The following is a 10643-nucleotide window of genomic DNA, read 5'->3' as shown; positions in this document are numbered from 1 at the left end:
GGCCCAGGCTGCCGAGGCCGCGGAAGCGGCGGGCGCTGCGTCGGGCTCCGACGTGCTTGCGGCTCGCGAGGCGCGGGACGCGGACGCGCCGGCTACAAGCAATGTCCTGGGCAACCCTGCGGATAGCACCGCAGACAATCCCGCGAACCCCCCCGCTCTGGGCGAGCCGGGAATCCTTCCGCGCTAACGCTTGAGCCCGTGGATGCCTGAGCATCCGCGGGACGGGATGCTAGGCCGGGATTTCGCCTGCCGCGCGGCGCTGCATGATGTCTTCGATGATCACCAGCGCCGCTTCCAGCGTGAATTCGCCTTCCGCGATCTGACGCACGGCCGTGGTCGCGTCGATGGTGGCGATTTCCATCACCTCGCCGTCCCGGTTGGCGGGACGGGCATCAGCCGCGAGCACGCAGGTGCTGGTCAGGACATCTTCCACCTGATAGCCCTCGGGCAGGCGGCGATGGATGCGCAGGATTGTGCGCAGGGGCGAGCGCCGCTGCAGGTCGGGCTCGTCCAGCCCCGCTTCTTCGCCGCATTCGCGCACCAGCGCCAATTCCAGGTCTTCGCGGCTGCCGGCCAGGCCGCCAACCAGCGTGTCCCACATACCGGGATCGGTGGACTTGCTGAGCGCGCGGCGCGCGACCCACAAGCGGCCGTCCGGCGTCCACGCGTTCAGGTGCACTGCCTTGGTAAGCAGGCCCAGCGGCCGCACCGCCGCGCGTTCGATCACGCCCAGCGGTTCGTCGCCATCCAGAACGTCCAGCAATTCGTCGCGCCAGCCACGCAGGCAGTTGGCTTGGCGCAACAGTTGCGCGGCCTGTTCGAGCACGCTGTTCAGATCCGCGCCGGGGTGCAGGTCCGCACCGATGCGCAAGGTTTCACCATCCGTCGCGATGCCGCGCGCGTCGCGCAATGCGTCGCAAGCCGCATGCGTGGCCCAGCCGCAGCGGCGCCCCGCTATATATAAAGCGCGCGCGCCTTCCGGGGCGGGCTCTTGCGCGCGGGCGCGCAGGTCGGCGTACAAGTCGGACAACTGCTTGGGCATCGTGGAACCGTGGTGATGATGTTGCCGACGATTTTATGCCACCCTGTTTTACGGCGCGCGGTCAAGGGGCGCGGCCAGATGGGGGCGCGGCCGATGAATTCAAGGGCACTAACTTACATCTGTTTGCGCGTCCGCTATAATCCGGCAGTTTCTTTGTGATTTCGAGTGGGAACGACAGGGGCCGCTCTATCTCCCTGCCACGCCCTACCATCTAATAATTGCGCGTTGCCCGGTTCCGGCGACTTCCGCCACTAGCGAACGGACCTTCGCGCCGTGTTTCGAGGTAAGCATGAAGAAGTGGAGAGGGATACTGGGGGCTTGTGCGATGCTGATTGGCAGCGTGGCAGGTGCTCAGGTGCAAGATATGCCCGGCGGCCCGAAGGTCAATCAGCTCAACCTGCATGAAGGCGTCACGGCGATCTCGCGCGACATCATGTGGTTGCATTGGATGTTGCTCACGATCTGTATCGTGATCTTCATCGGCGTCTTCGGAGTGATGTTCTACTCCATCTGGGCGCACCGCAAATCCAGGGGCCACAAGGCCGCGACCTTCCACGAGCATCTGGGCGTGGAAGTTGCCTGGACCGTCATCCCGTTCATCATCGTCATCGCCATGGCGTTGCCCGCCACCAAGACGGTGGTCGCGATGAAAGACACCTCCAGCGCCGACCTCACCGTGAAGGTCACCGGCTATCAATGGAAGTGGGGCTACGAATACCTCGACGGCTCGGCCACCGGCATCAAGTTCCTCTCCACGCTGTCTACGCCGCGTGCGCAGATCGAGAACCGTGAGCCCAAGGGCGAGTTCTACCTGATGGAAGTGGACAACCACCTGGTCGTCCCCGTGAACAAGAAGGTCCGCATCGTGCTGACCGCGGCCGACGTCATCCACTCCTGGATGATTCCCGACTTCGGCGTGAAGCAGGACGCCATCCCCGGCTTCCTGCGCGACACCTGGTTCAACGCCGACAAGCCCGGTATCTACCGCGGCCAGTGCGCCGAACTGTGCGGCAAGGATCACGCATTCATGCCCATCGTCGTGGAAGTCATGGCGCAAGCCGACTACGATAAGTGGGTTGAAGACCAAAAGAAGAAGATGGCGGCAAACGCCGACGATCCCAATAAAGAGTGGACGGAAGCCGAACTGGTTGCCCGCGGCGAAAAGGTTTTCGCGGCGAATTGCGTGGCCTGTCACCAGGCCAACGGCAAGGGCATCCCGGGCAGTTTCCCCCCGCTCGACGGAGACAAGGTTGTTCTGGGTCCGAAGGCGGAACAGATCAACACCGTGCTGAAGGGCAAGCCCGGCACCGCAATGGCGGCATTCGGCGGGCAGCTCAACGATGTCGAGATCGCAGCGGTCATCAGCTATACGCGCCATGCCTGGAGCAATGCTGGCAAGGGGCAGGACCCGACGGTTCTACCGAAGGACGTGGCGGCTGCGCGCTGATTGCGCGCGCCTGGCCACACCCTCGCAGAACCGGTTCCGTTTAGTTAGAGATACCCTGCCGGCCCCGTGAATCGGGCCCGGCACTCAGCAGGAAGGAGTCCATCATGAGCAGCGTCACTGTAGACCACGTGTCGCCGGGCCACGGCCACGGTCACGATGACCACCACCACGCCATCCCCACGGGCTGGCGTCGCTGGCTTTTCGCCACGAACCACAAAGACATCGGGACGATGTATCTCATCTTCTCGTTCGTCATGCTGCTGGAAGGCGGCACGCTGGCACTGCTGCTGCGCACCGAGCTCTTCGAGCCGGGCCTGCAGTTCTTCCGCCCCGAACTCTTCAACCAGTTCACCACCATGCACGGTCTGGTCATGGTGTTCGGCGCGGTCATGCCGGCCTTCGTGGGCTTCGCCAACTGGATGATCCCGATGCAGATCGGCGCTTCCGACATGGCGTTCGCCCGCATGAACAACTTCAGCTTCTGGCTGCTGCCGGTGGCCGCGATCATGCTGACGGCATCGTTCTTCGTGCCCGGCGGCGCCACCGCGGCCGGCTGGACGCTGTACGCGCCCTTGTCGCTGCAGATGGGCCCGGGCATGGACCTGGCGATCTTCGCGCTGCACATCATGGGCGCTTCGTCCATCATGGGCGCGATCAACATCATCGTGACCGTGCTGAACATGCGCGCGCCCGGCCTGACGCTGATGAAGATGCCGCTGTTCTGCTGGACCTGGCTGATCACCGCCTTCCTGCTGCTGGCCGTGATGCCGGTGCTGGCTGCCGCCATCACCATGGTGCTGACCGACCGCCATTTCGGCACGGGCTTCTTCAACGCCGCCGCCGGCGGCGATCCGGTCCTGTACCAGCACGTGTTCTGGTTTTTCGGGCACCCCGAGGTCTACATCATGATCTTGCCGGCGTTCGGCATCGTGTCGGCCATCGTGCCCGCGTTCGCCCGCAAGAAGCTGTTCGGCTACGCCTCCATGGTCTACGCCACCGCTTCGATCGCCGTGCTGTCCTTCATCGTGTGGGCGCACCACATGTTCACGACGGGCATGCCGGTGACCGGCCAGCTCTACTTCATGTACGCCACCATGCTCATCTCCATCCCGACCGGGGTGAAGGTGTTCAACTGGGTCGCCACGATGTGGCGCGGCTCCATGACGTTCGAGACTCCCATGCTGTTCTCGATCGGCTTCATCTTCGTGTTCACCATGGGCGGCTTCACCGGCCTGATCCTGTCGGTGGCCCCCATCGACATCCAGGTGCATGACACCTACTACGTGGTCGCGCACTTCCACTACGTGCTGGTGGCGGGCTCGCTGTTCGCCCTGTTCGCCGGCGCCTACTACTGGGTGCCCAAGTGGACCGGCCGCATGTACAGCGAAAAGCTGGGCAAGCTGCACTTCTGGTCGACGCTGATCTCGTTCAACGTCACCTTCTTCCCGATGCACTTCCTGGGCCTGGCAGGCATGCCGCGCCGCTACGCCGACTACGCCGGCCAGTTCACGACGTTCCACCAGATGGCCACCATTGGCGCCTTCTGGTTCGGCTTGTCGCAGCTGATCTTCCTGTGGGCCATGGTGCGTTGTTACATGGGCAAGGGCGAAGTCGCGTCGGCCAAGCCGTGGGAAGGCGCCGAAGGCCTGGAATGGACCGTGCCGTCGCCCGCGCCTTTCCACACCTTCGAAACCCCGCCCGAAGTGAAGTGAAGCAGCCTTTCATGTTCCAGGTAGCACAGCAATGACACCCGAGCAGCGCCGCCGCAACAAGATCGCAGGTCTGGTCCTGCTGGCTTTCGTCATCGCCGTGTTTGCCTGGACCGTGCTGCGCGGCTCGGCCCTGTTGTCCGGCGTTGCCGTCAGCTAGGCCACGGCCATGAGCGACGACCTCCGCGAAACCTCCCAGCGCAAGCTGAGTTTCCTTCAGACCATGAAGGCGGTGGCGTGGGGGTTTTTCGGGGTGCGCAAGGGGGCGGGCCACCGGGAAGACGTCGCCAAGCTCAACCCGGTCCATGTGATCGTGGCGGGGCTGCTGGCAGCGGCCATCTTCGTTACTGTGCTGGTATTAATTGTGCGTTGGGCCGTTTCCAGCCTGACTTGAATCACTTAATTCTATAAATCTGTACCAGGGAGAAAGCCATGAGTGCAAGCCACTCGGTTCAAGGTAAAGAGGCACCGTACTACTTCGTGCCCGCCGATTCGGGTCATCCCGTGCGTACGGCTGTGGCGCTGCTGTTCATGGGCCTGAGCGCGGCGGCCTGGATCAACGGTGTCAGCTGGGCCAAATGGACCCTGCTGGGGGGCTTCATCGGCTTGATCGTGGTGCTGTACTACTGGTTCGGCGACGCCATCCACGAATCCGAGATCGGTCTGAACAGCAAGCGCATCGACGGTTCCTACCGTTGGGGCATGAGCTGGTTCATCTTCTCGGAAGTCATGTTCTTCGCGGCGTTCTTTGGCGCCCTCTGGTACACGCGCACCATCACCACGCCGTGGCTGGGCGACATGGACCATCGCCTGATGCTGTGGCCCGACTTCCAGGCCGTGTGGCCGAACTTCGGTCCTGCCGGCGTGGTCGAGCACTTCCAGACGGTCGGCCCCTTCTGGTTGCCCACCATCAACACCGCGCTGCTGCTGAGCTCCGGCGTCACGCTGACCATCGCCCACCATGCGCTGCGCGAGAATCATCGCGGCAAGACCATCTTCTGGTTGCTGGCCACCGTCGTGCTGGGTTTCCTGTTCGTGACCTGTCAGGCTTACGAGTACCACCACGCCTATACCGAGCTGAACCTGAAGTTCAATTCGGGCGCCTACGGTTCGCTGTTCTACATGCTGACGGGCTTCCACGGCTTCCACGTGCTGCTGGGCGCCACCATGCTGACGGTCATCCTGGTCCGCCTGATCCGCGGGCACTTCACTGCCGATCATCACTTCGGTTTCGAAGGCGCCGCCTGGTACTGGCACTTCGTGGACGTGGTGTGGCTGGGCCTGTACCTGTTCGTGTACTGGTTCTGATCGCTACGGGGAACAAATGAAGCGCGCCAGTTCTTGAGTGAGAACTGGCGCGTTTTATTCATCTGCGATCGTCATGCGTTTCCGGGAACCCTCGTCCCGGATGGCTATCTAAGGCCTGTGCTTTCGATCCAGCCCATGTGATGGGCGAACAGCACGAACAGGAACAGGGCCACCGATAATCCGATGCGCACCGTCAGCGCGTTGACCGTGCGGCTGGTGGTTCCCTTGTCCCGCATCAGGTAGACCAGGGCCGATGCCAGGCTGGCCAGAATCCCGATGAAGGCCAGGACGACGAAAACGCGCATGGTGGTCTCCGGACGAATCAGAGTAGTTAGTGTAGATATATGGCCCGACCGCATTCAACCCGATACACGGTAGCCGCCTTGCTGTTGCTGGGTGTCGCCGTGATCATCCTGGCATCGCTGGGGCAATGGCAATTGCGCCGCGGCGATGAGCGACGCGCCATTCTGGCCGCTATCGAAGCGGGCCGCAAGCAAGCGCCGCTGCCCTTGACCCCGGCGACCGACCCCGCCCAGATGACCGCCTGGCGTTCGGCCCAGGCCTCCGGGGTCTGGCTGCCGCAATTCAGTGTACTGCTGGACAACCGCAACCACGACGGCAAGCCCGGCTACTGGCTGGCCACGCCGCTGCTGCTGGACGCCGATGCGCGCCGCGCCGTGCTGGTGCTGCGAGGCTGGATCCCGCGCGTCATGGGGACCCAGGGACAAGGCCCCGCGCAGCCGCCGCTGCCCGCCACGCCCGCAGGGCCGCAGACGGTGACGGGTGAACTGTCGCCGCGCGTGCCGCGCCTGTTCGAGATCTGGTCGCTGGGCGGTTCGGAGCAGTCCGCCTTGCCGGCGTCGCTGCCGGCGGCGGATGGCGTCTTGCCGCAGGTGCAGAACCTGCCGCTGGACGCCTATGCCAAAACCACCGGACTGGCGCTGCTGCCTACCGTGTTGTCGCAATCCGCTGGCAACGCGGACGATGGCCTGGTGCGGGACTGGCCGCAGCCGTCGGTGGACTTCCAGCAGAACACGTCCTATGCCGTACAGTGGTTTGCTTTTGCCTCGATTGCCGCCGTCGCATGGCTGGTGGTGCTGGGGGGCGCCATCCGGCGCATGCGGCGCGCGCAGAACGCGCCCAGGGCCTGACCGGGGCGCCGACTCTTAACCCGCAAGACGACAGGATACAAAGTGGCTCGCGATCTTTCTTCTACCAAGCCCGCACGCAAGCGCTCCTTGATGCCGATGCTGCTGGTGTTCCTGTGCTCGCTGGCGCCCATCGTCGCGGCAATCGTGGTGTACATGAATCCGCAGTGGTGGCCCGATGAGTCCAGCAACTACGGCACGCTGGTGAGTCCGCAGCGGTCCATGCCCGCGGCTGGCGAACTGCGCCTGACCACGCTGGACGGCCAGCCCTTTGACCTGCAAAGCCTGAAGGGCAAGTGGCTGCTGGTGGCCGCGGACGGCGGCGCCTGCCCGGAAAGCTGCGCCCGCAAGCTCTTCATCGCCCGCAACAGCCACGCCAGCCAGGGCAAGAACGTCGACCGGCTGGCGCGCGTCTGGTTCATCACTGACGATGCGCCGGTGCCGGACAAGGTGCTGGAAGCCTATAAGGGCACGGTCATGGTGCGTGCCAATCCCGACCAATTGGCGCGGTTCCTGCTGGCGCGAGACACCGCCGCGGGCCAGCCTGGGCTGGAGGCGCCGATCTGGGTGATCGACCCGCTGGGCAACCTGATGATGCAGTACCCTGCCGAGGCCGATGGCGTGAAGGTGCGCAAGGACATCAGCAAGCTGGTTTACAGCTCGAGAATCGGTTGATGGGCCCACCCCCGAAGCGCCCGTGGCGCTTCCCCCTCAACGGGGCGCCGCGCATGGACCGGCAAAGCCGGCTCCATGGCGGCACGGATCGGGGCGCATAGTTTTATTGCGTCGTGTGCATTGCGCGCGGCGCCGCAGATTGGATGTTTATGGAAATCGAACGCATCAAAGCGCGTTATCGCAAGCTGGTTTTCTTTACCTGGTTCCTGACGCTGGACCTGATCATGTTCGGCGCCTTCGTGCGGCTGACGGACTCCGGCTTGGGCTGCCCCGACTGGCCCGGCTGCTACGGCAGCGTGACGCCGCTGGGCGCGATGGGCGACATCCACGAAGCATCGCAGGCCATGCCTTTCGGCCCGGTCACGCTGTCCAAGGCCTGGATCGAGATGATCCACCGCTATGTCGGCACCATCCTGGGCATGCTGATCATCGGCATCGTCTACATGGCCTGGCGCTACCGGAGCCAATTGGGCCGTTCGCCCAAGCTGGCCGTGGTGACGCTGATCGCGGTCTGCGTGCAGGGCGCGTTCGGCGCCTGGACCGTGACGCACAAGCTGATGCCCGTGGTCGTGACCGCACACCTGGTGTTTGGCCTGTCAGTGCTGGCCCTCATGACCTGGCTGTCCGCGCGCGAGCGTCCGCATCTGGCCGTGTCCGCGGCGGCCGCGCGCTGGAAGCCCTGGGTGGCCGGGGGCTTCGCGCTGCTGCTGGTGCAGGTGACGCTGGGTGGTTGGGTCAGCACCAACTACGCCGCGCTGGCCTGCATGGATTTCCCGATGTGCCATGGGGCCTGGGTGCCGGAAATGGATTTCCATGGCGGCTATTCGATCATCCGGGCCCTGGGCGAGCTGCCGTCGGGCGAGATGATTTCCCAGCCGGCGCTGACCGCGATCCACTGGGTCCACCGCAACTTCGCCTTCGTGGTGTTCCTGTACCTGGGCATGCTGGCCTGGCGCCTGCGCGCCGAGCCTGGCCTGCGCGGTCCGGCCACGCTGATGCTGGCGTTGCTGGGTGCGCAGCTGTTGACCGGCCTGACCACGATCTTTTTCCAGTGGCCGCTGTTGATCGCGGTGCTGCACAATGGAGGCGCCGCCGGCCTGACCCTGGCCGCGGTGGTTTTGATGGTGCGTTTGTCCACTGCCGGACGTGCGCCCGCCGGGGGCTACGGCCCCAATTCGGTGCGCGTTTAAAATAGGGCCCACTATGACCAGTATTGCCGCTCCTCAGCCCGGATTGTTCCGCCAGTATTTCGTCCTCACCAAGCCGCGCGTGACGCAGCTGGCGGTGTTTTGCGCCGTGATCGGCATGTTCCTGGCGGCGCCGGGCATTCCGGACATGCGCCGGGTGTTGTTCGGCACCCTGGGCATCTGGCTGCTGGCCGCGGCCGCCTTCGCCATCAATTGCCTGATTGAACAGGAAATCGACGCCCGCATGCTGCGCACTGCGCGCCGCGGTACGGCGCGCGGCACGATTTCGTCGTTCCAGGTGCTGAGCATGTCCGGCTTGCTGGGCGGCGCCGGGATGTTCGTGCTCTATCACATGGTCAACCCGCTGACCATGTGGCTGACCTTCGCCACCTTCGTGGGCTACGCGGTCATCTATACCGTCATCCTCAAGCCGCGCACGCCGCAGAACATCGTCATCGGCGGCCTGTCGGGCGCCATGCCCCCGGCCCTGGGCTGGGCCACCGTGGCGGACTCGGTGCCGGCCGAGGCCTGGATCCTGGTGCTGATCATCTTCATCTGGACGCCGCCGCACTTCTGGGCGCTGGCGCTCTACCGTAACCACGACTACGCCAAGTCCGGCCTACCCATGCTGCCGGTCACGCACGGCAACCAGTTCACGCGCCTGCACATCCTTTTGTATAGCGTGGCGCTGGTCGCCACCACGCTGCTGCCTTACGCCATCCGCATGAGCGGCGAACTCTACTTGCTGTCGGCGCTGGTGCTGGGCGGCATGTTCGTTTCCTATGCCTGGCGGCTGTACCGCGCCTACAGCGACGAGCTGGCGCGCAGCATGTTCCGTTTTTCCATACTCTACCTGGCGCTGCTGTTCGGCGCCCTGCTGGTGGACCACTGGGTCGGCCTGCTGCGCTGACTCCCTGGAGGTTTTTGATGTCCGTGTTTTCCGCCAGCCGCCGGCTGGTCCTGCGCGCGAGCGCAGCCGCCGCTTTCACCGTTGCCCTGGCCGCCTGCGGCGACAACGCACCCGTGTTCAAGGGCAGCGATATCAGCGGCACCCAGTTGGGCCGCGGCATGGAGCTGGTCGACTACAACGGCAAGACGCGCCAGTTGTCCGATTTCGCCGGCAAGGTGGTGGTCGTGTTCTTCGGCTTCACGCAGTGTCCGGACGTATGTCCGACGTCGCTTGCCGAACTGACCGAAGTCATGAAGAAGCTGGGTCCGGACGCCGATCGCGTCCAGGTGCTACTTATTACGGTGGACCCCGAGCGCGATACGCCTGACGTCCTCAAGCAGTACGTGACCGCCTTTGATCAGCGCTTTCTCGGGCTGACCGGCACGCCGGACCAGGTCAAGAAGGCTGCAGCGTCCTTCAAGGCCTATTACGCCAAGGCGCCCACCAAGGACGGCAACTACACCATGGACCACACGGCCGCGTTCTACCTGCTGGACGGCAAGGGCGAATCGCGCGTGCTGGCCAATAACAACATCGGGGTGGAAGCCCTGACGCAGGACATCAAGGCCCTGCTCAAGGGTTGAACCAGCGGCCTGAACAGCCGGGCCGCCAAGGGCTTATTTGCCGGCGGCAGCCCAGCCGGCCAGCGCCGCGCGGGCCGGGTCGCTCAGTTCGGCGGCAGAGATCTCGCGCCGGTGCGCCATGATCATCAGCGCATAAGGCGTGGCCAGCGCGGCAGCCTCGGGGCACAGGCGGGACTCGTCGCCCACCGACGGCGAAATATTGCGCCAGTAGTTGATGGCCTGTTCGAGCTGGGGCAGGGTAATGGGATCCATCCGCCTATTGTCCACGAATGGGAAGGGCTGTCCACCGGCCCGCGTCCTGCAAAGAAGCGTCACCATCGCAACACGCCGAAACCGTGCCCAGGTGCTATACCACTGCCGGTTAGTAACGATGGAGCATCGTCATGAATACTTCCGCCAAAATCGAAAACGCGCGCCGCGCCATCCACCCCCTGGTTGCCGCGGCCGCTATCGCCGTCATCATCATGTGTTCGGTGGGCGTGGCCGCCGTGATGGGCTGGCTGCCCTCGCCTTCGGCCAATCCGCACGCTGACGAACCCGTGGCCGAGGCCGGCCCGGAAGGCGCCAACCTGGCGCCCGCGCCGCAGGCCGCCG

The 10643-nt window shown here is 64.5% G+C and carries 14 protein-coding genes and 1 pseudogene; 12 read left to right on the top strand and 3 right to left on the bottom strand.

What is annotated here, in order from left to right; genetic code table 11:
* Nucleotides 1-187 (top strand): hypothetical protein (locus WBB14_RS00740; RefSeq protein ID WP_424238130.1); only part of this gene is annotated, 187 nt, incomplete at its 5' end.
* Nucleotides 188-229: 42 nt separating this feature from the next.
* On the opposite strand, the gene WBB14_RS00735 is transcribed toward WBB14_RS00740, so the two are convergent.
* On the bottom strand, nucleotides 230-1042 hold the full coding sequence (locus WBB14_RS00735; RefSeq protein ID WP_424238129.1) for an NUDIX domain-containing protein: 813 nt from the start codon (nucleotides 1040-1042) through the stop codon (nucleotides 230-232).
* A 289-nt stretch (nucleotides 1043-1331) separates the two neighbouring features.
* Between WBB14_RS00735 and coxB the strand changes: the two genes are divergently transcribed.
* From coxB to WBB14_RS00710, 5 genes are all read left to right on the top strand, one after another.
* Nucleotides 1332-2489: a cytochrome c oxidase subunit II gene (gene coxB / locus WBB14_RS00730; protein ID WP_332014037.1), complete on the top strand. Its 1158-nt coding sequence runs from the start codon at nucleotides 1332-1334 to the stop codon at nucleotides 2487-2489.
* A gap of 104 nt (nucleotides 2490-2593) precedes the next feature.
* A complete protein-coding gene (gene ctaD / locus WBB14_RS00725; RefSeq protein WP_424238128.1) occupies nucleotides 2594-4201 on the top strand; it encodes a cytochrome c oxidase subunit I in 1608 nt (535 codons plus the stop codon).
* Between the two features lie 31 nt (nucleotides 4202-4232).
* On the top strand, nucleotides 4233-4358 hold the full coding sequence (locus WBB14_RS00720) for a cytochrome oxidase small assembly protein (protein ID WP_013390977.1): 126 nt from the start codon (nucleotides 4233-4235) through the stop codon (nucleotides 4356-4358).
* Between the two features lie 9 nt (nucleotides 4359-4367).
* Nucleotides 4368-4592 carry a DUF2970 domain-containing protein gene (locus WBB14_RS00715; RefSeq protein WP_013390978.1) on the top strand — a complete coding sequence of 75 codons (225 nt, stop codon included), beginning with the start codon at nucleotides 4368-4370 and terminating at the stop codon, nucleotides 4590-4592.
* A gap of 38 nt (nucleotides 4593-4630) precedes the next feature.
* Entirely contained in the window at nucleotides 4631-5506 is an 876-nt protein-coding gene (locus WBB14_RS00710; protein ID WP_013390979.1) for a cytochrome c oxidase subunit 3, read from the top strand.
* Nucleotides 5507-5610: 104 nt separating this feature from the next.
* Here the strand turns inward: WBB14_RS00710 and WBB14_RS00705 are convergent, their stop codons facing one another.
* Nucleotides 5611-5811, bottom strand: coding sequence for a twin transmembrane helix small protein (locus WBB14_RS00705; RefSeq protein WP_006224570.1), 201 nt, complete (start codon nucleotides 5809-5811; stop codon nucleotides 5611-5613).
* Between the two features lie 39 nt (nucleotides 5812-5850).
* Here WBB14_RS00705 and WBB14_RS00700 point away from each other — a divergent pair, with 39 nt between their 5' ends.
* The 5 genes from WBB14_RS00700 to WBB14_RS00680 all read left to right on the top strand — a co-directional run bounded on the left by WBB14_RS00700 (nucleotide 5851) and on the right by WBB14_RS00680 (nucleotide 10049).
* On the top strand, nucleotides 5851-6657 hold the full coding sequence (locus WBB14_RS00700; RefSeq protein WP_424238127.1) for an SURF1 family protein: 807 nt from the start codon (nucleotides 5851-5853) through the stop codon (nucleotides 6655-6657).
* 90 nt (nucleotides 6658-6747) lie between these two features.
* Complete coding sequence (locus WBB14_RS00695; protein WP_414639374.1) at nucleotides 6748-7329, top strand: SCO family protein; 582 nt, start codon at nucleotides 6748-6750, stop codon at nucleotides 7327-7329.
* Between the two features lie 155 nt (nucleotides 7330-7484).
* Nucleotides 7485-8519 (top strand): COX15/CtaA family protein, encoded by a 1035-nt coding sequence (locus WBB14_RS00690; RefSeq protein WP_424238131.1) that lies wholly within the window; start codon nucleotides 7485-7487, stop codon nucleotides 8517-8519.
* A 13-nt stretch (nucleotides 8520-8532) separates the two neighbouring features.
* Nucleotides 8533-9426 (top strand): heme o synthase, encoded by an 894-nt coding sequence (gene cyoE / locus WBB14_RS00685; RefSeq protein ID WP_013390983.1) that lies wholly within the window; start codon nucleotides 8533-8535, stop codon nucleotides 9424-9426.
* A gap of 17 nt (nucleotides 9427-9443) precedes the next feature.
* Nucleotides 9444-10049 (top strand): SCO family protein, encoded by a 606-nt coding sequence (locus WBB14_RS00680; protein WP_424238126.1) that lies wholly within the window; start codon nucleotides 9444-9446, stop codon nucleotides 10047-10049.
* A gap of 33 nt (nucleotides 10050-10082) precedes the next feature.
* Here the strand turns inward: WBB14_RS00680 and WBB14_RS00675 are convergent, their stop codons facing one another.
* A complete protein-coding gene (locus WBB14_RS00675; RefSeq protein ID WP_424238125.1) occupies nucleotides 10083-10301 on the bottom strand; it encodes a DUF3717 domain-containing protein in 219 nt (72 codons plus the stop codon).
* Between the two features lie 131 nt (nucleotides 10302-10432).
* On the opposite strand from WBB14_RS00675, the pseudogene WBB14_RS00670 reads away from it, so the two are divergent.
* A pseudogene (locus tag WBB14_RS00670) lies at nucleotides 10433-10643 on the top strand (glycine zipper 2TM domain-containing protein); the annotation flags it as partial.

Source organism: Achromobacter sp., assembly GCF_049647645.1.
Lineage (GTDB): Bacteria > Pseudomonadota > Gammaproteobacteria > Burkholderiales > Burkholderiaceae_B > Achromobacter.
Note: the sequence above shows the minus strand (reverse complement) of the source record. Positions and strands in the feature narration are given on the sequence as shown.

What these genes read in the sequence shown, in the direction of transcription:
- WBB14_RS00735 (WP_424238129.1), bottom strand. Translation starts at nt 1,042, where the DNA reads ATGCCCAAGCAGTTGTCCGACTTGTACGCCGACCTGCGCGCCCGCGCG.
- coxB (WP_332014037.1), top strand. Translation starts at nt 1,332, where the DNA reads ATGAAGAAGTGGAGAGGGATACTGGGGGCTTGTGCGATGCTGATTGGC.
- ctaD (WP_424238128.1), top strand. Translation starts at nt 2,594, where the DNA reads ATGAGCAGCGTCACTGTAGACCACGTGTCGCCGGGCCACGGCCACGGT.
- WBB14_RS00720 (WP_013390977.1), top strand. Translation starts at nt 4,233, where the DNA reads ATGACACCCGAGCAGCGCCGCCGCAACAAGATCGCAGGTCTGGTCCTG.
- WBB14_RS00715 (WP_013390978.1), top strand. Translation starts at nt 4,368, where the DNA reads ATGAGCGACGACCTCCGCGAAACCTCCCAGCGCAAGCTGAGTTTCCTT.
- WBB14_RS00710 (WP_013390979.1), top strand. Translation starts at nt 4,631, where the DNA reads ATGAGTGCAAGCCACTCGGTTCAAGGTAAAGAGGCACCGTACTACTTC.
- WBB14_RS00705 (WP_006224570.1), bottom strand. Translation starts at nt 5,811, where the DNA reads ATGCGCGTTTTCGTCGTCCTGGCCTTCATCGGGATTCTGGCCAGCCTG.
- WBB14_RS00700 (WP_424238127.1), top strand. Translation starts at nt 5,851, where the DNA reads ATGGCCCGACCGCATTCAACCCGATACACGGTAGCCGCCTTGCTGTTG.
- WBB14_RS00695 (WP_414639374.1), top strand. Translation starts at nt 6,748, where the DNA reads ATGCCGATGCTGCTGGTGTTCCTGTGCTCGCTGGCGCCCATCGTCGCG.
- cyoE (WP_013390983.1), top strand. Translation starts at nt 8,533, where the DNA reads ATGACCAGTATTGCCGCTCCTCAGCCCGGATTGTTCCGCCAGTATTTC.
- WBB14_RS00680 (WP_424238126.1), top strand. Translation starts at nt 9,444, where the DNA reads ATGTCCGTGTTTTCCGCCAGCCGCCGGCTGGTCCTGCGCGCGAGCGCA.
- WBB14_RS00675 (WP_424238125.1), bottom strand. Translation starts at nt 10,301, where the DNA reads ATGGATCCCATTACCCTGCCCCAGCTCGAACAGGCCATCAACTACTGG.